The organism is Streptomyces sp. NPDC053513 (assembly GCF_044544765.1).
Lineage (GTDB): Bacteria > Actinomycetota > Actinomycetes > Streptomycetales > Streptomycetaceae > Streptomyces > Streptomyces litmocidini.
This window is the reverse complement of record NZ_JBITXP010000025.1, coordinates 25,852-48,526: the sequence shown is the minus strand read 5'-3', so window position 1 is coordinate 48,526 and position 22,675 is coordinate 25,852. Positions and strand designations below refer to the sequence as shown.

21 protein-coding genes are annotated in these 22,675 nt (G+C 74.0%); 8 read left to right on the top strand and 13 right to left on the bottom strand.

Annotated features, from left to right (window positions below):
• Window positions 1–7 precede the first annotated feature (7 nt).
• Genes ACIGW4_RS30840 through argC form a run of 4 tightly spaced genes read right to left on the bottom strand, consistent with a single transcriptional unit; the run spans window position 8 to window position 4,282 of the window.
• Entirely contained in the window at window positions 8–1,207 is a 1,200-nt protein-coding gene (locus ACIGW4_RS30840) for an acetylornithine transaminase (RefSeq protein WP_399584266.1), read from the bottom strand.
• Window positions 1,204–2,109 carry an acetylglutamate kinase gene (gene argB / locus ACIGW4_RS30835; protein WP_123450493.1) on the bottom strand — a complete coding sequence of 302 codons (906 nt, stop codon included), beginning with the start codon at window positions 2,107–2,109 and terminating at the stop codon, window positions 1,204–1,206. Before argB ends, ACIGW4_RS30840 begins: the two co-directional genes overlap by 4 nt.
• Window positions 2,106–3,257: a bifunctional glutamate N-acetyltransferase/amino-acid acetyltransferase ArgJ gene (gene argJ, locus ACIGW4_RS30830; RefSeq protein ID WP_123450495.1), complete on the bottom strand. Its 1,152-nt coding sequence runs from the start codon at window positions 3,255–3,257 to the stop codon at window positions 2,106–2,108. The genes argB and argJ overlap by 4 nt, the downstream gene beginning before the upstream one ends.
• Window positions 3,254–4,282, bottom strand: coding sequence for an N-acetyl-gamma-glutamyl-phosphate reductase (gene argC, locus ACIGW4_RS30825; protein WP_123450496.1), 1,029 nt, complete (start codon window positions 4,280–4,282; stop codon window positions 3,254–3,256). The genes argJ and argC overlap by 4 nt, the downstream gene beginning before the upstream one ends.
• Window positions 4,283–4,507: 225 nt before the next feature.
• On the opposite strand from argC, the gene ACIGW4_RS30820 reads away from it, so the two are divergent.
• The 4 genes from ACIGW4_RS30820 (at window position 4,508) to ACIGW4_RS30805 (ending at window position 10,615) form a co-directional block, all read left to right on the top strand.
• A complete protein-coding gene (locus tag ACIGW4_RS30820; protein WP_399584261.1) occupies window positions 4,508–5,938 on the top strand; it encodes a hypothetical protein in 1,431 nt (476 codons plus the stop codon).
• Between the two features lie 286 nt (window positions 5,939–6,224).
• A complete protein-coding gene (argG, locus tag ACIGW4_RS30815; RefSeq protein ID WP_359590838.1) occupies window positions 6,225–7,679 on the top strand; it encodes an argininosuccinate synthase in 1,455 nt (484 codons plus the stop codon).
• Between the two features lie 163 nt (window positions 7,680–7,842).
• A complete protein-coding gene (locus tag ACIGW4_RS30810) occupies window positions 7,843–8,874 on the top strand; it encodes a sigma factor-like helix-turn-helix DNA-binding protein (RefSeq protein WP_399584257.1) in 1,032 nt (343 codons plus the stop codon).
• Between the two features lie 142 nt (window positions 8,875–9,016).
• A complete protein-coding gene (locus ACIGW4_RS30805) occupies window positions 9,017–10,615 on the top strand; it encodes an ABC-F family ATP-binding cassette domain-containing protein (protein WP_399584255.1) in 1,599 nt (532 codons plus the stop codon).
• Here ACIGW4_RS30805 and ACIGW4_RS30800 read toward each other — a convergent pair.
• Entirely contained in the window at window positions 10,500–10,925 is a 426-nt protein-coding gene (locus tag ACIGW4_RS30800; protein WP_398710732.1) for a hypothetical protein, read from the bottom strand. The two genes, ACIGW4_RS30805 and ACIGW4_RS30800, sit on opposite strands and share 116 nt — an antisense overlap.
• Window positions 10,926–11,056: 131 nt before the next feature.
• On the opposite strand from ACIGW4_RS30800, the gene ACIGW4_RS30795 reads away from it, so the two are divergent.
• Entirely contained in the window at window positions 11,057–11,458 is a 402-nt protein-coding gene (locus ACIGW4_RS30795; RefSeq protein ID WP_359590845.1) for a VOC family protein, read from the top strand.
• Between the two features lie 46 nt (window positions 11,459–11,504).
• Here ACIGW4_RS30795 and ACIGW4_RS30790 read toward each other — a convergent pair whose 3' ends face one another.
• From ACIGW4_RS30790 to ACIGW4_RS30775, 4 genes are all read right to left on the bottom strand, one after another.
• Window positions 11,505–12,668, bottom strand: a complete 1,164-nt coding sequence (locus ACIGW4_RS30790; protein ID WP_359590847.1) for a methyltransferase — start codon at window positions 12,666–12,668, stop codon at window positions 11,505–11,507.
• A gap of 100 nt (window positions 12,669–12,768) precedes the next feature.
• Window positions 12,769–13,344 carry a histidine phosphatase family protein gene (locus ACIGW4_RS30785; RefSeq protein WP_123457220.1) on the bottom strand — a complete coding sequence of 192 codons (576 nt, stop codon included), beginning with the start codon at window positions 13,342–13,344 and terminating at the stop codon, window positions 12,769–12,771.
• 69 nt (window positions 13,345–13,413) lie between these two features.
• Complete coding sequence (locus tag ACIGW4_RS30780) at window positions 13,414–13,875, bottom strand: GNAT family N-acetyltransferase (RefSeq protein WP_398710730.1); 462 nt, start codon at window positions 13,873–13,875, stop codon at window positions 13,414–13,416.
• 105 nt (window positions 13,876–13,980) lie between these two features.
• A complete protein-coding gene (locus ACIGW4_RS30775) occupies window positions 13,981–15,417 on the bottom strand; it encodes a PLP-dependent aminotransferase family protein (protein ID WP_399584248.1) in 1,437 nt (478 codons plus the stop codon).
• On the opposite strand from ACIGW4_RS30775, the gene ACIGW4_RS30770 reads away from it, so the two are divergent.
• Both ACIGW4_RS30770 and ACIGW4_RS30765 read left to right on the top strand, forming a co-directional pair.
• Window positions 15,416–16,477: a DMT family transporter gene (locus tag ACIGW4_RS30770; RefSeq protein WP_399584245.1), complete on the top strand. Its 1,062-nt coding sequence runs from the start codon at window positions 15,416–15,418 to the stop codon at window positions 16,475–16,477. The two genes, ACIGW4_RS30775 and ACIGW4_RS30770, sit on opposite strands and share 2 nt — an antisense overlap.
• A 93-nt stretch (window positions 16,478–16,570) precedes the next feature.
• Window positions 16,571–16,774, top strand: coding sequence for a DUF1918 domain-containing protein (locus ACIGW4_RS30765; RefSeq protein ID WP_123450504.1), 204 nt, complete (start codon window positions 16,571–16,573; stop codon window positions 16,772–16,774).
• A 25-nt stretch (window positions 16,775–16,799) separates the two neighbouring features.
• Here the strand turns inward: ACIGW4_RS30765 and ACIGW4_RS30760 are convergent, their stop codons facing one another.
• The gene (locus tag ACIGW4_RS30760; RefSeq protein WP_399584242.1) at window positions 16,800–18,092 is read right to left on the bottom strand and encodes a glycoside hydrolase family 10 protein; all 1,293 of its coding nucleotides are present in this window, start codon (window positions 18,090–18,092) and stop codon (window positions 16,800–16,802) included.
• A gap of 200 nt (window positions 18,093–18,292) precedes the next feature.
• Here ACIGW4_RS30760 and ACIGW4_RS30755 point away from each other — a divergent pair, with 200 nt between their 5' ends.
• The gene (locus ACIGW4_RS30755) at window positions 18,293–19,153 is read left to right on the top strand and encodes a 3-hydroxybutyryl-CoA dehydrogenase (protein ID WP_123457224.1); all 861 of its coding nucleotides are present in this window, start codon (window positions 18,293–18,295) and stop codon (window positions 19,151–19,153) included.
• Between the two features lie 118 nt (window positions 19,154–19,271).
• On the opposite strand, the gene ACIGW4_RS30750 is transcribed toward ACIGW4_RS30755, so the two are convergent.
• The 3 genes from ACIGW4_RS30750 to ACIGW4_RS30740 form a co-directional block, all read right to left on the bottom strand.
• On the bottom strand, window positions 19,272–19,802 hold the full coding sequence (locus ACIGW4_RS30750) for an NUDIX hydrolase (protein ID WP_123450506.1): 531 nt from the start codon (window positions 19,800–19,802) through the stop codon (window positions 19,272–19,274).
• A gap of 63 nt (window positions 19,803–19,865) precedes the next feature.
• Entirely contained in the window at window positions 19,866–21,206 is a 1,341-nt protein-coding gene (locus tag ACIGW4_RS30745) for a transcriptional regulator (protein ID WP_123450507.1), read from the bottom strand.
• A 320-nt stretch (window positions 21,207–21,526) separates the two neighbouring features.
• Entirely contained in the window at window positions 21,527–22,594 is a 1,068-nt protein-coding gene (locus ACIGW4_RS30740) for a PP2C family protein-serine/threonine phosphatase (protein ID WP_399584239.1), read from the bottom strand.
• Window positions 22,595–22,675 lie beyond the last annotated feature (81 nt).

Below are 22,675 nucleotides of genomic sequence, written 5' to 3'. Positions count from 1 at the left end.
CGTCGTCTCATTCTCCGGTTCGTCCTTGCCCGTTCGCCTCGTCCAGGACCCCGGGCAGGGCCTGGAGGAAGGCGTCCGCCTCGGCGTCGGTGAGGACCAGCGGGGGCATGATCCGTACGACGTCGGGGGCGGGCGCGTTCACCAGGAGGCCGGCGTCCTGGGCCGCCTGCTGCACCTGGGGTGCGAGGGGCCCGGTGAGCACGATACCCAGCAGGAGGCCCGCACCACGGACGTGGGAGACCAGCGGATGTCCCAGACCCTCGATTCCCTGGCGCAGCCGCTCCCCCACCGACTTCACGTGGTCGAGGGCCGCGTCGGCGCCGAGGGTGTCCAGGACGGCGAGTCCGGCGGCGCAGGCGACCGGGTTGCCGCCGAAGGTGGTGCCGTGGTGGCCGGGTGCGAAGAGCTCCGCGGCCTCGCCGAAGGCGACCGTCGCGCCGAGGGGCAGGCCGCCGCCGAGGCCCTTGGCGAGGGTGACGACGTCGGGTTCCACGCCCTCGTGGGCCTGGTGCTCGAACCAGTGGCCGCAGCGGCCGATGCCGGTCTGCACCTCGTCGAGGACGAGGAGGGTGCCGGTGGCGCGGGTGATCTCCCGGGCGGCCTTCAGGTAGCCGGCGGGCGGGACGACGACGCCGTTCTCGCCCTGGATGGGCTCGATGACGACGAAGGCGGTGTCCTCGGTGACCGCGGCCCGCAGCGCCTCCACGTCTCCGTACGGGACGTGGGTGACGTCGCCGGGGAGCGGCAGGAACGGGGTCTGCTTGCCGGGCTGGCCGGTGAGCGCGAGGGAGCCCATGGTGCGGCCGTGGAAGCCGCCGTCGGTGGCGACCATGTGGGAGCGGCCGGTGAGCCGGCCGATCTTGAACGCGGCCTCGTTGGCCTCGGCGCCCGAGTTGCAGAAGAAGACCTTGCCGGGCCGGCCGAAGAGGCCCAGGAGCCGCTCGGCGAGGGCGACGGGCGGTTCGGCGACGAAGAGGTTGGAGACGTGGCCGAGGGAGGCGATCTGCTTCGACACGGCCTCGACGACCGCCGGGTGGGCGTGGCCGAGGGCGTTGACGGCGATGCCGCCGACGAAGTCCAGGTACTCCTTGCCGTCGGCGTCCCAGACCTTGGCGCCCTCGCCGCGGACGAGCGGCAGCCGGGGGGTGCCGTAGTTGTTCATGAGCGAGCCCTGCCACCGCTTGGTCAGCTCGGTGTTGCCGGTCATCGGTCCCCCTGTCCGTCCGGCACGACCATCGTGCCGATGCCCTCGTCGGTGAAGATCTCCAGCAGGATCGAGTGCTGGACCCGGCCGTCGATGACGCGGGCCGTGGTGACCCCGTTCCGTACGGCGTGCAGGCAGCCCTCCATCTTGGGGACCATGCCGCTGGAGAGGTCGGGCAGGAGCTTCTCCAGCTGGGTCGCGGTCAGCCTGCTGATGACCTCGTCGCTGTTCGGCCAGTCCTCGTAGAGGCCTTCGACGTCGGTCAGGACCATCAGGGTCTCGGCACCCAGCGCCGCAGCGAGTGCCGCAGCCGCCGTATCAGCATTGACGTTGTAGACATGTCCGTCGTCCTGGGAGCGGGCGATGGAGGAGATGACCGGGATGCGGCCGTCCTCCAGGAGCGCCTCGATGGCTCCGGTCTCGATGGCGGTGATCTCGCCGACGCGGCCGATGTCGACGCGCTCGCCCTCGATGACCGGCTCGTGCTTGGTGGCGGTGATGGTGTGGGCGTCCTCGCCGGTCATGCCGACGGCGAAGGGGCCGTGCTGGTTGAGCAGCCCGACGAGCTCGCGCTGGACCTGGCCGGCGAGGACCATCCGTACGACGTCCATGGCCTCGGGCGTGGTGACCCGGAGGCCGGCCTTGAACTCGCTGACCAGGCCCGCCTGGTCGAGGGCGCGGTTGATCTGGGGGCCGCCGCCGTGGACGACGACCGGCTTGAGGCCGGCGTGCCTCAGGAAGACGACGTCCTGGGCGAAGGCGGCCTTGAGGTCGTCGTCGATCATGGCGTTGCCGCCGAACTTGATGACGACGGTCTTGCCGTGGTGGCGGGTGAGCCAGGGCAGTGCCTCGATCAAGGTCTGCGCCTTCGGGAGGGCGGTGTGTTTCCGCGCGGTGTTGGTCATGACGAGTACGCGCTGTTCTCGTGGACGTAGTCGGCGGTGAGGTCGTTCGCCCAGATGACGGCGGACTCCGTGCCGGCGGCGAGGTCGGCGGTGATGGTGACCTCCCGGTAGCGCATGTCGACCAGGTCGCGGTCCTCGCCGACGGAGCCGTTCTTGCAGACCCAGACGCCGTTGATGGCGACGTTCAGCTCGTCGGGCTCGAAGGCGGCGGAGGTGGTGCCGATGGCGGAGAGCACCCGGCCCCAGTTGGGGTCCTCGCCGTGGATGGCGCACTTGAGGAGGTTGTTGCGGGCGATGGAGCGGCCCACCTCGACGGCGTCGTCCTCGGTCGCGGCGTTGATCACCTCGATGCGGATGTCCTTGCTGGCGCCCTCGGCGTCGCCGATGAGCTGGCGGGCGAGGTCGTCGCAGACGGTCCGTACGGCCTCGGCGAACTCGTCCTGCGCGGGGGTGACTCCGGCGGCACCGGAGGCGAGGAGGAGGACGGTGTCGTTGGTGGACATGCAGCCGTCGGAGTCGACCCGGTCGAAGGTGAGCCGGGTGGCGGTCCGCAGGGCGGAGTCGAGGCCCTTGGCGTCGACGTCGGCGTCGGTGGTGAGGACGACGAGCATGGTGGCCAGGCCGGGGGCGAGCATGCCCGCGCCCTTGGCCATGCCGCCGACGGTCCAGCCGTCCTTGGTGACGACCGCGGTCTTGTGGACGGTGTCGGTGGTCTTGATGGCGATGGCGGCCTTCTCGCCGCCGTGCTCGGAGAGTTCGGCGGCGGCCGCCTCGACGCCGGGGAGCAGCTTGTCCATGGGGAGCAGGAGGCCGATGAGGCCGGTGGAGGCGACGGCGACCTCGCCGGCGCCGATGCCCAGGACCTCCGCCGCCTTCTCGGCGGTGGCGTGGGTGTCCTGGAAGCCCTGGGGGCCGGTGCAGGCGTTGGCGCCGCCGGAGTTGAGGACGACGGCGGTCAGTTCGCCGTCGGCGAGGACCTGCTGGGACCAGAGGACCGGGGCGGCCTTGACGCGGTTGGAGGTGAAGACTCCCGCGGCGGCGCGGCGGGGCCCGGTGTTGACCACGAGGGCCAGGTCCGGGTTGCCGTTCTGCTTGATTCCGGCGGCGATGCCCGCCGCCGTGAATCCCTTCGCTGCGGTGACGCTCATGGAGCGACTCCAATCGTGGAGAGTCCGGTGTCCTCGGGGAGGCCGAGGGCGATGTTCATGCTCTGCACCGCGCCGCCGGCGGTGCCCTTGGTGAGGTTGTCGATGGCGCTGATGGCGATGATCCGGTTCGCGTTCGCGTCGTACGCGACCTGGATCTGAACGGCGTTGGAACCGTGGACGGACGACGTGGCGGGCCACTGCCCCTCGGGGAGCAGGTGGACGAAGGGCTCGTCCGCGTAGGCCTTCTCGTACGCGGCCCGTACGGTCTCGGCGGTGACGCCGGGCTTCGCGGCGGCCGTGCAGGTGGCGAGGATGCCGCGGGGCATCGGCGCCAGGGTGGGCGTGAAGGAGACGGTGACCCGCTCCCCCGCCGGTCCGCTGAGGTTCTGGATCATCTCGGGCGTGTGGCGGTGGCCGCCTCCGACGCCGTACGGGGACATGTTGCCCATGACCTCGCTGCCGAGCAGGTGCGGCTTGAGGGCCTTGCCGGCGCCGGAGGTGCCGGAGGCGGCGACGATCACGGCCTCGGGCTCGGCGAGACCTGCCCCGTACGCCGGGAAGAGGGCGAGCGAGACGGCGGTCGGGTAGCAGCCGGGGACCGCGACGCGCTTGGTCCCTTCGAGGGCGGCGCGGGCGCCCGGCAGTTCGGGGAGGCCGTAGGGCCAGGTCCCGGCGTGCGGGGAGCCGTAGTACGTCTCCCAGTCGGCCGGGTCCTCGAGGCGGAAGTCGGCGCCCATGTCGACGACGAGCACGTCGGGCCCGAGCTGCTCGGCGACGGCGGCGGACTGGCCGTGCGGCAGCGCGAGGAAGACCACGTCGTGGCCGGCGAGCTCCTCGGCGGTGGTGGGCGCGAGGACGCGGTCGGCGAGCGGGAGCAGGTGGGGCTGGAGGGCCCCGAGTCGCTGGCCGGCGTTGGAGTGGCCGGTCAGTGTCCCGATCTCCACGTGGGGGTGGGCGACGAGGAGACGCAGGAGCTCTCCGCCCGCGTATCCGCTCGCACCCGCCACTGCTACTCGTACCGTCATCGAAACCCTCCTCATGGATAGCATGACTATACGTGTCGCCGAACTTTTATGCAACGATCTTCACGCGACGCACCACGCCACACCTCCGGTCTACCTCCGTCCGACCCCGACCGCCCGTCGCGGCACGGCCCGGCCGGACCCCGCTCCGGGGCGGCCCGCGCCAGGCCGGTCCGGACCGGAACTACGCTTCCGTCGGACGCGCGGTCCCGAGGGGCGGGGGAACTCATGACGATGCATCACGCGGTAGACGGCCTGGCGAGCAATCCGGCGGCCCCGGCCGACGTCCTGCTGCGACTCCTCGCGCTCGACGACGACTGGATCGCCCGCCGGCTAGCCTGGCGCCGGTCGATGCCCGACCGCGTCGCCGAGGCCATGCTCCACCACCCCCGCCGCCGGGTGCGGACCCTGCTGGCGGAGAGCGCGGGCGCCGCCCCCGAGCTGCGCGCCCGCCTCCTCGACGGCCCGCCGTCGGACGCCCTCGCGGTCGCCGTCGGGCCGGAGCCCTACCGGGCCGTGGCGCCGCCCCTGCCCGACCGGGCGTACGAGCGGCTGCTGAACCACGAGCGTGACGCTGTCCGGCACCTGACGGTGGAATCCGCCGGCGTGCCGGCGCACGTACTGGTACCACTCGCCGACCACGAGGACCCGCTGTTCCGGCGGGCCGCCTGCCGACGCGTCTGGAGCGAGCTCACCGACGACGTGCGCGCCGCGCTCCTCGCGGACGCGGACCCGGAGGTACGGACGGCCGCTCGCCTGCAGGTCATGCACGAGGACGAGGAGCGCACGGCCGAGCTCGCCGAAGCCTTCGCCGACGACTGGCGGCTCGGGGACGTCGCGGAGCGGGGGCGGCTCGGGCGCGCCCTCGCCGAGCGGCTCCTCGCCGGGGGGACGCGGCTCGCGCAGCTCGTGCGCAACCCGACCTTCCCCTCCGACCTGGCGGCGGGGCTCGCCGGCCACGAGGACCCCGCCGTGCGGCTCGCGGTCTCCGCCCGGCCCGGCCTCTCGGAGGAGGAGCGGGCCGCGATCGACTGGGAGGTCGGCCCCGAGGACCGGCTCGACACCCTGTGGTGGGTCTGGGACGCCCGCGAGGACGCGGACGTCCTGCGCGCGTGCGCGAGGTCCGCGCACACCTGGCTGCGGCGCAGCGCCGCGGTCTGCCCGGGGCTGCCGGAGGACTGCGTGGAGCTGCTGGCGGGCGACGAGGACTTCGCCGTACGGCTGCTGCTGGCCGAGCGGCACCCGATGGCGCCGCCGGAGCTGCTGCTCGATCTGTACCTGAACGGCTCACACCGGGCCGTCGGCATGCTGACCTCCCTCCCCCGCTTCCCGGCGGCGGGTCTCGCCGCGCGGTTCGCGGACGCGCCGGAGCCGGAGGCCCGTGCGCTGGCCCTGCGCGATCCGGGTGCGACGCCCGCGCTCGTCGAGCGGCTGAGCCGGGATCCGGCGGCGGGGGTGCGGCAGGCGGCCGCCCTCGACGAGCGGCTTCCGGTGGCCCGACTGGTGGAACTGCTGGAGGATCCGGAAGTGGGCTCGGCGGCGGCCTGCAACGGGAGGCTGCCGGTGGAGGAGATGCGGGCGCTCCTGGACCGGGCGGGCGTTCCCGGCCTCCCCGAACGGCGGGAGCCGCTTCCGGGCGGCGGCAGGAACCGCGCCTGAGCGGCGGCCCCCGCCGCCCGGGTGGGAGAGCCGGCCCCGGAGCGGCGAGCGTCGCCTCCGGGCGGGCCGGAACCGCCTCCGGGCGGGAGGTCCGGCTCCGGCGGGCGGGGATCGCCTCCGGGCGGGAGGTCCGGCTCCGGCGGGCGGGGATCGCCTCCGGGCAGGAGGACCGGCTCCGGCGGGCGGGGATCGCCTCCGGGCAGGGGGACCGCCTCCGGCGGGCGGTCGTGCGCCTCCGCGAGAACCACCCTTTGCATGACCATGCGCAATGATGCATACTCTTCCCATGTCCAAGGTCCTCACCTCCCTGCCCGCCGGCGAGCGCGTCGGCATCGCCTTCTCCGGCGGCCTCGACACGTCCGTCGCGGTCGCATGGATGCGCGACAAGGGCGCCATCCCCTGCACCTACACCGCCGACATCGGCCAGTACGACGAGCCCGATATCGCCTCGGTGCCCGGCCGCGCGAAGACCTACGGTGCCGAGATCGCGCGCCTGGTCGACTGCCGCGCCGCGCTCGTCGAGGAAGGCCTTGCGGCGCTCGCCTGCGGCGCGTTCCACATCCGCTCGGGCGGCCGCGCCTACTTCAACACCACCCCGCTCGGCCGTGCCGTCACCGGCACCCTGCTGGTCCGGGCGATGCTCGAGGACGACGTCCAGATCTGGGGCGACGGCTCGACCTTCAAGGGCAACGACATCGAGCGGTTCTACCGCTACGGCCTGCTCGCCAACCCGCACCTGCGGATCTACAAGCCCTGGCTGGACGCGGACTTCGTGACCGAGCTCGGCGGCCGCAAGGAGATGTCGGAGTGGCTGCTCGCCCATGACCTGCCCTACCGGGACAGCACCGAGAAGGCGTACTCCACCGACGCCAACATCTGGGGCGCCACCCACGAGGCCAAGACCCTGGAGCACCTGGACACGGGCGTCGAGACCGTCGACCCGATCATGGGCGTGAAGTTCTGGGACCCCTCGGTCGAGATCGCCACCGAGGACGTCACCATCGGCTTCGAGCAGGGCCGCCCGGTGTCGATCAACGGCAAGGAGTTCCACTCCGCCGTCGACCTGGTGATGGAGGCGAACGCCATCGGCGGCCGCCACGGCATGGGCATGTCCGACCAGATCGAGAACCGGATCATCGAGGCCAAGAGCCGCGGCATCTACGAGGCCCCCGGCATGGCCCTGCTGCACGCCGCGTACGAGCGCCTGGTCAACGCGATCCACAACGAGGACACCCTCGCCCAGTACCACAACGAGGGCCGTCGCCTCGGCCGGCTCATGTACGAGGGCCGGTGGCTGGACCCGCAGGCCCTCATGGTCCGCGAGTCCCTCCAGCGCTGGGTCGGCGCGGCCGTCACCGGCGAAGTGACGCTGCGGCTGCGGCGCGGCGAGGACTACTCGATCCTCGACACCACGGGCCCGGCCTTCAGCTACCACCCGGACAAGCTGTCCATGGAGCGCACCGAGGACTCGGCCTTCGGCCCGGTGGACCGGATCGGCCAGCTCACCATGCGCAACCTCGACATCGCCGACTCCCGCGCCAAGCTGGAGCAGTACGCCGGCCTCGGCCTGATCGGCACCGGCAGCCCCGCCATCGGTGCCGACCAGGCGGCCGCGACCGGGCTGATCGGCACCATGCCGCAGATGCCCGAGGGCGGCGCCGAGGCCATCGCCTCCCGCGGCGAGGTCTCCGAGGACGAGGAGATGCTCGACCGGGCCGCGATGGAGTTCGGCACGGACTGACGCACGGCACCACCGTCCCGGAAAGGCCGGTCCGACACCTCTGTGTCGGACCGGCCTTTCCGCTGCCCGACCCCGGTTCCGCGGACGTCCGGGACGGTCGCTGTCACACCCCGGCGGGCCCTCGCGTCAACGCGGTGACGGAACCGACGAGGAGTGAGGCGCCATGCACGACGACACGTTTCTGACCGCCCTGGCCGGGCGGTTCGACGCCCACGAGGAGCAGCTGCGGGCCGTCGCGCTGCGGATCGCGGGCTCCCCGGCGGAGGCCGAGGCTGCGCTCGCGGCGGCGCGGGCGGAGCTCGGGCGGGACGACGGTGCGACGGTACGCGCCTGGCTGACGGCGGCCGTGGGCCGGGCGTGCGTGCGGGGACTCCAGGAGCGGGAAGCGGAGGGGCGGCGGCGCGAAGGGCCCGAGGGGGACGGGCGGGTGCCGGGGGACGAGGACGCGGGGATCGGGAGCGGGCCGACGCCAGGCGCCGGGGGCGCGGGCGGCGGGGGCGGGCGGGTGCCGGGCGCCGGGGGCACGGGCGGCGGAGGCGGAGGTGCGGGCGGCGGGGGCGGGCGGGTGCCACGGGCCGGGGGTGAGGGCACCGGGAGCGACGGGGACGCGGGCGCCGGGAGCGGTGGGGACGCGCGCCACGACGTCGAGTCCCTGTGGTTGGCGTTGCTCGTGATGCTGGAGAGGCTCGGGGGCGAGGAGCGGCTCGCCTATGTCCTGCACGACGTGTTCGGGCTGCCCCCGTACGAGACCGCGCGGATCGTCGGCGGCTCCCCGGACGCGGCGGCGCGGCTGGCCCGGCGGGCGCGGGAGCGGCTCCGGGGCGGCGGGGCGTCCCGCACCGAGGGCGAACGGGGGCGGCAGCGCGCGGTGGTGGACCGGTTCCTGGCGGCCGCACGCGCGCGTGACGCCCGCGCGCTGGCGGCCGTCCTCGCCCCGGACGTCGTGGCGTACTCCGAGGACGGCCCGGTGCACGGGGTCGCCGCGGTCGCCGAGACGGCCGCCGCCTTCGCGGGGCGCGCGGACGTGTCCCGGCCCGCGCTGGTCGACGGGGCCGTCGGCGCGGTCGGGTTCGCCGCCGGCCGGCCGGTCTCGGCGGTCGGCGCCACCCTCCGCCGGGGCCGCATCGTCACCCTCTCGCTGACCAGCGGGGAGGACCGGGTGCGCGCCCTCGACCTGGCCTTTCCCGACAGCTGAGGCACGGGCCGGGAGAAATTCCGGTGCGCTCGAAGGGACGGCCCCGTTAGCCTCGGTGGCATGTCGACGCCCCGAATCTCCTAGCTGAGGACCCGTACTCACGCCACCCGTGTGTCCTCAAGTCCGTTCGGAGCGTTATCCCATGATCACCGTTCGTGGTGCCGACGTGCGCGTCGGCGCCCGGCTCCTGCTGTCCGGCGTCTCCTTCCACGTCGCCCCCGGCGACCGGATCGGCCTCGTCGGCCGCAACGGCGCCGGCAAGAGCACCCTCCTCGACACCCTGGCCGGGCTGCGCGCCCCGGCCGCCGGCACCGTCACCCGTACCGGCTCCGTCGGCCATCTCGCCCAGGACTCCCGGGCAGCCGATCCCGCCGTGACCGTCACCGACCGGATCCTCTCCGCGCGTGGCCTCGACCGGGCGGCCCGGCGGCTCGCGGAGGCCGCCCGCCGGCTCGCGGAGGCGCCCGACGCGCGGGCGCTCGCCGCGTACGACGCCGCCGAGACCGCCTTCGAGGCGGGTGGCGGGTACGCGGCGGAGGCGGAGGCCGCCCGGGTCGCCGCCGGCCTCGGCCTGCCCCACGCGCTCATGGACCGGCCCGTCGGCCGGCTGTCCGGCGGCCAGAAGCGCCGGGTCGAGCTGGCCAGGATCCTCTTCGCCGGTCACGGCCGGGACGGCACCCTGCTGCTCGACGAGCCGACCAACCACCTGGACGCCGACTCGATCGGCTGGCTGCGCGGCCACCTCGCCGCCCACCGGGGCGGCCTCGTGCTGATCAGCCACGACGTGCGGCTCCTCGCCGACACCGTCAACCGGGTCTTCCACCTCGACCCGCGGCGCGCCTCGCTGGACGTCCACAACACCGGCTGGGACGCGTATCTCGCCCAGCGGGACGCCGACGAGCGGCGCCGGGTGCGCGAGCGCGCCAGCGCCGAGCGGAAGGCCGCCGCCCTGCACGCACAGGCGGACCGCATGAAGTCCCGGGTGGCGACGGCGACGACCGCCCGCAGCATGGCGCGCCGGGCCGACCGGATGCTCGCCGGGCTCGACCCGGCGCGGCGGGCCGAGCGGGTCGCCCGCATCCGGCTGCCCGAGCCTGCCGCCTGCGGCCGGACGCCGCTGGGCGCCGTGTCCCTCACCAAGGCGTACGGGGAGCGGCCCGTGCTCGACGGGGTGGACCTGGCCGTGGACCGGGGCAGCCGGCTTGTCGTCCTCGGGCTCAACGGGGCCGGCAAGACGACCCTGCTGCGGCTCCTCGCCGGGCAGGAGGCCCCCGACGCGGGACGGGTGGTGCGCGGGCACGGGCTGCGGCTCGGCTACTTCGCCCAGGAGCACGAGACCCTGGACCCGGAGCGCACGGTCCGGGAGAACCTCGCGGCGGCGGCTCCGCACCTGACGGACGGTGAGGTACGGGCGGTGCTCGGCGCGTTCCTGTTCCGGGGCGACGACGCCGACAAGCCGGCCGGGGTGCTCTCCGGCGGCGAGAGGACACGGCTCGCGCTGGCCGCCCTGGTGCACTCCGGCGCGAACGTGCTGCTCCTCGACGAGCCCACCAACAACCTGGACCCGGCCTCGCGCGACGAGGTCCTGGCGGCCGTGGGCACCTACCCGGGCGCGATCGTGATGGTCACGCACGACGAGGGCGCGATCGAAGCGCTGCGCCCGGAACGGGTCCTGCTGCTCCCGGACGCGGCCGAGGACCTGTGGAGCGCGGAGTACGGGAAGCTGGTCGCCATGGCGTGAGGCCCGTCAGCCGGTCACCCCGGAGGAGGTCTCCGGGGCGCAGCCCGCTGCCGTCCGGAGCGGACACGACCTCGCCGACGGCGGCGCCGACGAGCGGGTCGCCGGGTTCGACGGGCGGGAAGGGAGCGTCCTTCACCCCGCCGCCGATGAGGGTCCGCAGCGCGGCGGAGACCGCGAACCAGCGGTTCCTGACGAGGACTTCGCCGGGAGCGGGGACGGGCAGGGCGGTGCGGACGAGTGCGAGGTGCTCGGGTGCCGGGAGTCCGCGCTCGGGTCGGGTGCGCAGCCGGATCTCGCGATGGGTGGCCATGAGGCGCTCCATGAGGAGGTGGGTCGGGTCCGCAGGACCGTAGACCCTGACCCGCGCGTCAGGGTCAAGTCCGGGACGGCCGGGGGCGGTCCCCGAGGACCGAAGGCGCGGGGGCGGCCTAGCCTTGAAGCATGATCGATGCACAGAACCACGTACGGGTCGCCCGCCCCTCGCGGGACCTCGCCGCCGCCGAGCGTTTCTATGTCGACGGGCTGGGCCTCGAGGTGCAGTGGCGGACCGCCGACCCCGCCCCCGGGGAGCACGAGCTGCTCATGGTCGGTCCCCCGGGCGGCGGTTGGCATTTCGAGCTGACCCGTGATCCGCTGCACCCGCTGGAGCCCGCCCCGACCGTCGACGACCTGTTCGTGGTCTACCTCGGCGCGCCCGTCGAGGAGGAGCAGGTGGAGCGGCTGCTCGCCGCCGGGGGGACGCGGGTGTCCGCGCACAACCCGTACTGGGACGAGTGGGGCGTCACGGTCGCCGACCCCGACGGGTACCGGCTCGTGCTGTGCTCCCGTTCCTGGAACATATGAGGCGGGTGTCCGGCCGGGCCGGCCGGACACCCCGTCGGACCGGCCCCTAGGCCTGGCGTACGGCGCGGAGCACCACGAACTTCCGGTCGCTGGCGACGAGTTCGCTGTTGCCGAAGATGCGGCGGAGCGTGACGTGGTAGCCGAGGTGCCGGTTGCCGATGACCCACAGTTCGCCGCCGGGCCGCAGGGCGCGCCGCGCGTCCGTGAACATCCGGCGGGCGGTGCGGTCGGTGGTGGCCTGGTGGCTGTGGAAGGGCGGGTTGTTGAGGACGAGGTCCACCGAGCCGGCGGGCAGGGCGGTGAGCCCGTCGCCGACGATGAAGTCGGCCTTGCGGCCGGTGCCCACATGGGTGCGGAAGTTCTCCTCGGCCGAGGCGACGGCCTGGTACGACTCGTCGGTGAAGACCAGTTCCGCCTCGGGTTCGTGGAGGGCGATGGCGAGTCCGACGACGCCGTTGCCGCAGCCGAGGTCGGCGACCCGGGCCCGGCCGAGGCCGCCCGGCAGGTTCGCGAGGAAGAAGCGGGTGCCGATGTCGAGGCGGTCGGCGCAGAAGACCCCGGCGTGGTTGGTGACGGTCAGGCCGGGGAGGCCGGGCGCGGGGGTGTCGGCGGGGAGGTCGTACCGGTACGGCCAGGGGTTCGGTCCGGGCGCGGCGGCCGGGTCGGGGGTGGTGTGGATCAGCCGGGCCTTCTTCACCGCGAGCGAGGTGCGGGTGGGGCCGAGGATCCGTTCGAAGAGCTTGAGCGTGGAGGTGTGGATGTCCTTGACCATGCCCGTGCCGACGATCACGGTCCCCTCGTGCACGGCGGGCGCGAGCCGGTGCAGCTGGTCCTCCAGGAGCGCGAGGCTCTTGGGGACCCGGACGAGGAGCACGTCGATCCGCTCGGGCGGCGGGTCCTGGGTGGTGAGCAGCCGGACGGCGTCCGGGGCGGCTCCGGCGCGCGCGAGGTTGGCCCGGGTCGCCTGTCCGCCGAGGTACGAGTCGGTGATCTGGACGAGTTCGCGGGGTCCCGCGGCCTGCAGTGCGGTGACGAGGGCCCCCCAGCGGTCGCCGAGGACGGCGACGGTGCCGGAGAGGTCGGTCCCGGTCTCGGCGAGGTGCCCGAGGAGGTACTCGTCGGACGCGTCCCAGGCGCGCAGCTGGTCGCGTGGGTCCTCGGGGAAACGGGTCAGCGTGAAGGCGCCCCATGACGTGCTCAAACGGTTCATCGTGCTCTCAGGCTAGCCGGTCGGGGCCGCCGGTTCTCGCGGTCAGGGCCTGTCGTTCGGATCAGGTCCCGCGAGCCCGGCGTGATCCGAACGACAGGCCCTAGCACGGGGCGGTGGCGAGGTGGAGGTGCCAGAGGCCGGGGCGGCCGGTGAGGGTGACGGTGGAGAGGGGGCGGACGTCCACGTTCCAGTAGGTGGCGGGCGGTGCCTTGAGGGCGTACACGAGGGCGGCCCGTACGACGGAGGGCTCGGCGACGGCGACGATGGAGCCGTCCTCGGCGGGGCGGGTGTCGAGCCAGTTCCCTATGCGGGTGATGAAGGCGAGGAGCGGTTCGCCGCCGTGCGGAGCCGTGCGGGGGTCGGTGAGCCAGGCGTCGACGGCGGCCGGTTCGAGGGCGGCGACCTCGGCGAGGGTCAGGCCGCGCCAGCGGCCCATGTCGCAGTCGCGGAGCGCGGGTTGGGCGAGGGGCGCGTAGCCGAGGGCGGTGCCGGTGGCGCGGCTGCGGGGGGTCGGGGAGCAGTAGCGGAGTTCGGCCGCGCCGAGCGGGATGAGCGCGGGCGCGGCCTGCTGCACCTCGTACCAGCCGGCCTCGTCGAGCGGCCGGTCGTCGTCGAAGCGTTCGGCGAGCAGGGAGGAGCTGCGTGCCGCCGTGACGAGCGTCACCCGAAGACTCATGGCCGCGATCGTGGGGCCGGTGGCGCCGCTGGTCAAGGGGTCATTCGCGGGGACCCGAGGGGAGCGGGCTCACTGCTGTCCGAGAGCCATCCACTTGTCCGGATTCCGCAGTGGCGCGAAACCCACCTTCTCGTACACGCCGTGCGCGTCGGCGGTGGCGAGCATGATGCGGCGCAGCCCGTAGGGGGCGAGGTGGTCGCGGACGGCGGTGACGAGCGCGGTGCCGAGGCCGGTGCCGCGGGCCGGGCGGTCGACGTAGACGTCGCAGAGCCAGGCGAAGGTGGCGTAGTCGGTGACGACGCGCGCGTAGGCGCTCATCTCCCCGGTCTCCCGGTGGTAGGCGCCGAGGTTCAGCGAGCCCGCGATGGCGCTGTCCTGCTTCTCCCGAGGTCGGCCGAGTGCCCAGTAGGCGTCGGTGGAGAGCCAGTGGTGGACGCGGGCCGCGTCGATGCGGGCGGGGTCGGCTGAGATCTCGTACGCCCCGTGCATGACGGGGGTGCCGGGGGCGTCGGGAGTGGTGCTGTCGCTCATGGGTGAAGGCTTCCAGGGGGCGCGGGAGCTTGTCAGGCGAATTTGCCCCGGGCCGGGAACGGGGGGGCGGGCCGCGCCGGGGCCCGGTGCGGCCCGCCCTCCGGGTCAGCCGGTGAGTTCGTCGACCGCCGTCCGCAGGCGGCGGACGCCCTCGACGATCTCCGTGGGGCCCGCGACACCCGCGAAACTCAGCCGGATGTGGCCGGCGGGGGGTTCGGCGCAGAAGTAGGGGCGGCCGGGGGCGGCGGTGACGCCGGCGCGCAGTCCGGCGGCGAGGAGGGAGGACTCGGGGAGGGTGTCGGGGAGGCGCAGCCAGAGCTGGTAGCCGCCGGAGGGGACGTACGGGAGGGCGAGTTCGGGGAGGTGGAGGGCGAGGGCGCCGGTCATGACCTCCCGGCGGTTCCTGAGCTCCTGGGCGACGGCGCGGAGGTGGCGGGGCCAGGCCGGGGAGCCGACGAGTTCGAGCGCGGCCTCCTGGAGGGGCCGGGGGACGAAGAAGCTGTCGACGACCTGGATGGCGCGCAGGCGTTCGAGGACCGGGCCGCGGGCGGCGAGGGCGCCGACGCGGAGGCTCGCCGAGGTGATCTTGGTGAGGGAGCGGACGTGGACGACGACGCCGTCGGGGTCTTCGGCGGCGAGGGGTGCGGGGAGCGGGGCGGCGTCCTCGTGGACGAGGCGGCGGGCGAAGTCGTCCTCGACGACGAAGGCCCCGGCGGCGCGGGCGATGCGGACGACCTCGCGGCGGCGTTCGGGGCGCAGCGTGGTCCCGGTCGGGTTCTGGAAGAGCGGCTGGCAGACGAAGACGCGGGCGCCGGTGGCACGGAAGGCGGCTTCGAGGAGTTCGGGGCGCACCCCGTCGGTGTCGGTGGGGACGGGGACGGGGCGGAGTCCGGCGGCGCGGGCGACGGCGAGCATGCCGGGGTAGGTGGGCGACTCGACGAGGACGGGGGTGCCGGGCGGGGCGAGGGCGCGCAGGGCGGTGCTGATCGCGGACTGGCCGCCGGCGGTGACGAGGACCTCGGCCGCGGTGACGCTGCCGCCGATCTCCCGGGCGAACCATTCGCGCAGTTCGGGCAGGCCGTCGGTGGGCGGTCTGCCCCAGGCGCCGGGGCGGCGGCCGGCCCGGGCGAGGGCGGCGGCGAGGGCGCTCTCGGGCTGGAGGGAGGGGTGGAGGTAGCCGCCGTTGAACTCGATCACGCCGGGCGGGGGCGCGGAGAGGGTGACGAGGACGCCGGAGGCGTCGACGGCGCGGGGGACGAGTTCGGTGGCGCTGTCGGCGCTGAGGGCGACCTCCTGCCAGGAGGTGTCACCGGCGACGGGGGTGGGGGTGCGCGGTTCCGCGCGGAAGGCTCCGGCGCCGGGGCGGGTGACGACGAGCCCTTCGGCGGCGAGCTGGGCGAGGGCCCGGGTGACGGTGACCGGGGAGACACGATAGCGCTCGACGAGCGCCCGACTCGATGGCAGTTTTCCGCCGGGAGAGTAGCGGTCCAGCTCTGCTCTCAGGGATTTCGCCAGTTCCGCAACACTGCTACGCTCATGCATGAGGACACAGAATAGCGCTACTAGCCGGACCACGATAGCGGTCACCGCCACCGGGTCCTCCCGGACCGAGACGACCGGAACCGGAACCGTCTCCGGGGCCGCCTCCCCCGCCGGGGCCGGTGGCGCCGCCTCCGCCGTCGGCACCACCGGCGCCTCCGGCACCCGCGCCGGGTCCGCCGCCGACGCCCGCGCCGCCTCCGCCCCCCGCTCCCGTGGCACGCTGCTCGCCGGGCTCGGCGTGGTCTCCTTCTCCCTCACCTTCCCGTCGACCGTGTGGGGCCTGGAGAGCTTCGGTCCCTGGTCGCTGGTGGCCGTGCGCTCCACCCTCGCCGCGCTCATCGCCGGCGCCTTCCTCCTCGCGGGCCGGGTGCCGCTGCCCGAGCGGCGCCACTGGGCGGGCCTCGCCGTGGTGGCCTGCGGTGTCGTCATCGGCTTCCCGCTCCTGACGACGCTGGCCCTGCAGACCTCCACCACCTCGCATGCCGCCGTGGTCGTGGGCCTCTTGCCGCTCACCACCGCGACCATCGCCGCCGCGCGGACCGGGCGCCGGCCGTCCCGCGCCTTCTGGCTCGCGGCCGTCTCGGGTGCCGTGGTGGTGCTGGGCTTCACGCTCCAGCAGAGCGGCGGCTCGTTCTCCACGGGCGACCTGTACCTCTTCGGGGCGCTGCTCGTGTGCGCGGCCGGCTACACCGAGGGCGGCCGGCTCGCCGCGCTCATGCCGGGCTGGCAGGTCATCGGCTGGGCCCTGGTCCTCTGCCTGCCGCTGATGGCGGTCGCCTCGGCCGTCGCGCTGTCGATCGAGCCGGTCCACCTGAACGCGCACGGCGTCATCGGTCTCGTCTGGGTCGCCGCCGGCTCCACCTTCTTCGGCCTGTACGTCTGGTACCGCGGCATGGCCGCGATCGGCATCCCCAAGGCCAGCCAGCTCCAGCTGGCCCAGCCGCTCCTCACCCTGTTCTGGTCGGTCTTCCTGCTCGGCGAGAGCCTGCCGCTGGCCGCCCCGGTCGCCGCGGTGGCGGTCCTGGTCTGCATCGCGGTCACCCAGCGGGCGAAGAGCTGACGCGACGAATCTGTGCATACCGGGTCACAATGACAGACAGAGGCCCTGCGCAGTACGGGGCAGGACCGGCCCGGTCGCGAGGAGGACAGCCCGATGCAGGCGAGCGTGGGCGACAAGCTGCTGGTACACGGCCGGACCGTCGGTCACCACGACCGTACGGCCAAGGTCCTGGAGGTACTGGGGGAGAACGGCGCTCCCCCGTACCGCGTGAAGTTCGAGGACGACGGTCACGAGGCTCTGATGTCGCCGGGCCCCGACAGCGTCGTACGCCATCGTCCCGAGGCGGGGACCGGCTGAGGCCCCGCCCCGGAGACCCGACCCCCTATTTCGGCGGACGGACCCGCGTCGGGTAGTGATCGGCCACCAGGGTGGTCATCGCCCCGATCGGGTCCGCGGCGACCTCCTTGGCGGAGAAGTAGCAGTGGCCGCCGACCGAGGGGTACGTGCCGGCCAGCTCCAGGTGGCGCGAGAGCTCCCCCGGGTCCTGCCAGGCCGCGGGCTGGGCGGGGTCGCCCGCCTTGTAGAGCGCCTCGCCGATGTAGAGCCCCACGCCGGTGTCCCGGACCACCGCGTCCCACCAGGGCAGCAGCTTGGCGTAGTCGGCGGCGGGCAGCCCGATGTTCCAGTAGAGCTGCGGCAGCACGTAGTCGATCCAGCCCTCGCGGATCCACTTGCGGGTGTCGGCGTACAGGTCGTCGTACGTCTGGACACCGGCGCGGGTGTCCGAGCCTTCCGGGTCGGTGGCGGCGTTCCGCCAGACCCCGAAGGGGCTGATGCCGAAGGCCGTGCGCCGGTCGGTCTCCTTGATCCGGGCGGACATCTCCGAGACCAGCAGGTCGGTGTTGTTCCGCCGCCAGGACGCCTTGTCGGGGAAGTCCCCGCCGTACCGCGCGTAGGCCTCGTCGTCGGCGAAGACCTGCCCGGCCACCGGGTACGGGTAGAAGTAGTCGTCCCAGTGCACGGCGTCGATGTCGTAGCGGCGCAGCGCGTCCAGCATCGCGTCCTGGACGAAGCTCCGGACCTCGGGCAGCCCGGGGTTGTAGTAGAGCTTCCCGCCGTAGGGCAGTACCCATTCCGGGTGGATCCGGGCCGGGTGGGAGGCGACGAGCCTGCTCGGGTCCGCGTGGTTCGCCACGCGGTACGGGTTGAACCAGGCGTGCAGTTCGAGCCCCCGGGCGTGGGCCTCGTCGACGGCCGTGCCCAGCGGGTCCCAGCCCGGGTCACGGCCCTGCGTGCCGGTCAGGTACTGCGCCCACGGCTCGTACGGCGAGGGCCACAGCGCGTCGGCGGTCGGCCGGACCTGGAGGACCACCGTGTTGAGCCGACGCTCGACCGCCGTGTCCAGGTGGCGGAGGAGCTCGGCGCGCTGCTGTCCGGCGGTCAGTCCGGCGCGGGAGGGCCAGTCGCGGTTGGCGACCGTCGCCAGCCACATGCCGCGGAACTCCCGTCCGCGGTGCGGCTTGCCGCGCGCCGCGGGAGCGGTGCCGGCGGCGGGCGGCGGCACCGCGTCCGTCACGTCCGTCGCGGGAAGCGCGGAACCCCTCGTGCCCGGCGCGGGGAGGGCCGCTCCTGTCGTTCCGGTCACGGCGAGCACCGCTCCGGCGGCACCGTTCACGAACCCTCTTCTCCCGAAAGGCCGCACTTGTCCCCCTCCTCTGTCGGATACGTCACACCCACCGGGACAGCATGCCCACTCCGGACGATCGATCATCGGTTAATGAGCGGTAACGTCGTGGGGGTAGAGGCGGACGCACCCGGAATCACACGGGCCTCCCGCCGCCGGAGAAGAGCGAAAGGCACGAGGTGACGGACTCCATGGCCGACATTGAGCGCGTCGGAGTGGTGGGCTGCGGCCAGATGGGCGCGGGCATCGCGGAGGTGTGTGCCCGGAGCGGGCTCGAGGTGAAGGTCGCCGAGACCACCGGCGAGGCGCTGGAGATCGGCCGCACACGGCTCTACAACTCGCTGAACAAGGCCGCCGAACGCGGCAAGATCAGCGAGGAGGAGCGGGACGCGACGCTCGCCCGCCTCAGCTTCACCACCGACCTGGGCGAGTTCGCCGACCGCGACCTCGTCATCGAGGCGGTCGTGGAGAACGAGCAGGTCAAGACCGAGATCTTCCAGGTCCTCGACCAGGTGATGACCCGGCCGGACGCCATCCTGGCCTCGAACACCTCCTCCATCCCGCTGGTGAAGCTGGCCGTGGCGACCTCCCGCCCCGACCAGGTCATCGGCATCCACTTCTTCAACCCGGCCCCGGTGCAGAAGCTCGTCGAGCTGATCCCGGCCCTCACCACCTCCGAGGGCACGATCAGCCGGGCCCAGGTCTTCGCGGAGAAGGTGCTCGGCAAGCACGCGATCCGTGCCCAGGACCGCTCCGGCTTCGTGGTGAACGCGCTGCTCGTGCCGTACCTGCTCTCGGCGATCCGGATGTTCGAGTCGGGCATCGCGAGCCGCGAGGACATCGACAACGGCATGGAGTTCGGCTGCGCCCACCCGATGGGTCCGCTGAAGCTCTCCGACCTGATCGGCCTGGACACGATCGCGTCGATCGCCGACTCGATGTACGCCGAGTTCAAGGAGCCGTTGTACGCCGCTCCCCCGCTGCTCCAGCGCATGGTGGACGCCGGCCGGCTGGGCCGGAAGACGGGCTCGGGCTTCTACCCGTACTCCTGAACCACCGGCTCCCTCCCAGACCCGGAGCCCGGCGTCCGACCCCTGACGCCGGCGCTCCGGCCGGACGGCCCGTACACCCGCACAGGTACGGGCCGTCCGGCACATCCCGCTCCGTTCCTCAGCCGAGGCGCAGATGGTGGAGCATCAGCAGTCCGGCGGCCGTGTTGGCGGCCGGGACCTCGCCCCGGGCGATCATCTCGGGGATCTCCTTCAGCGGTATCCAGGCCCTCCGTGAGGACTCGAAGGCGTCCTCGGGCGGCCCGGTGTAGGTGGCCCGCTCCGCCCAGTAGAGGTGGTGGCGGGCGTCGGTGAGGCCGTTCGAGGGCTCGACGGTGAGGAGATGGCGCAGCGGCCCCGGCCGCCAGCCGGTCTCCTCCTCCATCTCGCGGGCGGCGGCGGTCTCCAGGTCCTCGCCGTCCTCGACGACGCCGGCGGCCAGTTCCCAGCCCCAGCTGTCGGTGATGAAGCGGTGGCGCCAGAGCATCAGGACCTCGTCGGCCTCGTTGACCGCCGTCGCGACGGCGACCGGGCGGAGCCGGATCAGATAGTGGTCGAGGTGGCGGCCGTCGGGGAGTTCGACGTCCGCGAGATTCACTCGGAACCAGCGGTTCTCATAGACCGAGTGTTCGCTGAGTTTCGTCCATTGCACGTTTCTTGCCACCTTCCGATCGGTCGGTGCTTGTTTGGTGGCAATATCGCAGCAGTTGGCGGCTCAGAGGGGAACGCGCAGCGCCCCCTCGATGAGAGCGGCGGCCTCCCGGGCTTCCCCGCAGCCGCTCGCGAGGAGCTGCTCCCGCACCTGTGTCAGCCGGTCCCGCAGCCGTCGCGACTCCATCCCCCGCGCCCGCTCCGTCATCTCCACCGCCGTGCGCGCCGCCTCCTCGGCCTCCCCCTGCCGCAGCTCGATCCGGCACAGCATGGCGAGCCGGTGCACCCGGCCCCGGTCGTGCGAGGGCACGCCGACCGCCGCCGAGGCGTGCTCGTGGGCGGCGTCGAGGTCGCCCAGGCCGAACAGGGCCTCCGCCACCTGGACGTTGACGAGCCCCGGCTGCACGTAGCCCGTCTCGACCGGCTCCTCCCCCGGGCTGATCCGCTCCGCCGCCGCCTCGGCCCGCCGGATGCAGGCCAGCGCCGCGGTCCTGTCGCCCAGATGCGCGTACGCCTTCGCCTGCATCGCCGTCAGATCGGCGGCGAGCGCCGGGGTGATCTGCCGCCCCGCCGCCCGCAGCGCCGCCTCCGCGAACGCCACGGCCTGCCGGTACTCCCCCGTGAACAGCGACTGGTTGACCAGGAGCGCGATCACGTACGCGCCGAGCCCCCGGTCCCCGCTCGCCTTCGCGAGCCGCAGCGCCTGGTGGAAGTAGCGCTGGGCGAGGCCGTGCGCGTCCGCGTCGTAGGCGCAGATTCCGGCCACCGCGACGAGCCCGCCGGCGGCCCGGTGCAGCCGCCGCCCCAGCGCGTCGCCGTACGCGCCCCGCAGCAGCGGCGCGGTCTCGGTGTTGAGGAAGCCGACGATCCGCGCCCGGGTCGCGATGCCGCCGGCCCTGCGGTACATCTGCTCGTAGTGCGACCGGGCGGCGCTCAGGACGGCGATGTCGGCCGCCGAGACCGTCGTCCGGCCCGTGCGCGAGACGTCCACGTCCTCCGGCGGGTTCTCCCACTCCCACACCGGCATCACCGCCTGGGTGCCGGTCACCGCCGGAGCGGCCACGATGTGCGGCCGCTGCTGCTCGTCGGAGCGCCACAGCGCGGCCGCCCGCTCCACGAAACCGGACAGCGGCGTCCCGGCGGCCGGCGGCGGTCCGCCCGGCACCCCGAGGCCGATGTCGTCCAGGGTCACCTGCCGGTGCAGCCGGGCGGCGAGCACCTCGCAGATCAGGTCCGGCACCTGGCCGCGCGGCCGCTGCCCCTTCAACCAGCGGGCCACGGCGGTGTGTTCGTACCGCAGGGCGAGGCCACGGGCCCGGCCCGCCCGGTTCACATGGGCGGCCAGGCCGGCGTGGGAGACGCCCGCTTCGTCGAGCAGGGCGTCGAGCAAGGTGTTGGGCTGCATGGCCGCTCCGGTCACTCGCATGGCCGCTCCGCTCGGGGAACTCAGCGTAGCGGTGGCCGAATTCATACGGAGCGAACCGAACGGAAGCCCCCCGTACCGGTGATTTCGCACGGGGTGTGAACGAAGTACCCGTTCTCCCGGCCCGCGTGCTCTGCCACGCCCGCCCCGGCCCCGGTTGACTGTGCTTCTCGCCGCAAGGCGACGACCGGGCCGCCGGCTCCCCCCTCATCACAGTGCGGCCGCCCGGTCCGCGCCGCCCGCCCCGCTGATCTGCCCGACACTCCGTGGCGGGGCGGGCGGCGCCGGTCCCGCCCCTCCGCTCAGCGGTGGGAGGAGGGGGCGGGCCGGGGTCGGCGCAGCCCGGGTTCGGCGGGCTGCGCCGGCACCCGGACGCGGTCGTTGCGCACGACGAGCAGCGCGACGTCGTCGGCGAGCCGGCCGCCCGTGTGGTGCAGCAGCTCCGCGTGGACCCGGCGGACCAGGGCGGCGGGCGCCTCGCCCGGCGCTCCGGCCAGCGCGGCGTCGAGCGCGAAGAACCGGCCCCGCCGGTCACGGGCCTCCTCCGCGCCGTCCGTGTGCAGGACCAGCGTCTCGCCGGGCAGCAGCCGGGCCGCCGTGTACGGCACGATCCCGGCGGGCAGCGGCAGCACCCCGAGCGGGGGCAGCGGGTCCCCGATCGCGAGCCGCTCCGCCCGCTTCCCCAGGCGGTACGGGCCGGGGTGACCGCAGTTGAGGACCGTGAGCCGCCCGTCGGGGCGGACCTCCACGAGCAGCAGGGTGACGAACTCCTCCGCCGCCGGATGCTCGGGCTCCGCCCCGGCCCGCGCCGGGTGCTCCTCCCGCGCCCGCTCCCGCAGATGGCGCTCCAGGGCCCGTTCGAGCCGCCGCAGCACCCCGGCGAGTTCGGGTTCGTCGTGCGCGGCCTCGCGGAAGCTGCCGAGCACCGCGACCACCGCACCGAGCGCGGGCAGCCCGTGGCCCCGGACGTCCCCGATGACGAGCCGCACGCCGTAGGGGGTGGCCACCGCCTCGTACAGGTCCCCTCCGACGGATGCCCCCCGGGAGGCGGAGAGCTGCCCGGCGGCCAGCGCGAGGCCGTCGAGACGGGCCGGCAGGGGGCGCAGCAGGGCCTGCTGGGTGGCGGCCGCGACGGCCCGGGCGCGGGCGAGTTCCCGCGCGAGCCCGTGCCGGACGCCCAGCACCATGCCGAGGCCGACGGTGAGGAAGACGACGCTGGTGGCGATCCGCATGGGCGGTCCGGGCTGCCGGGCCAGCGGACAGCCGTACTTCCACGCGACGGCCACGGCGCCCCACGTGGTGGGAAGAGCGAGCGGGGCCAGCCGGCGGAGCCGGGAGCCATCGGCGAGCAACGACCTGGTACGGATCATGCACGGCCCTTCCCGAGCCCCGACAGCGCCCGGAAGCGCTGCGGCACACAGGTCCGCCCCTGCGGCCGCGTCGATTCTGCC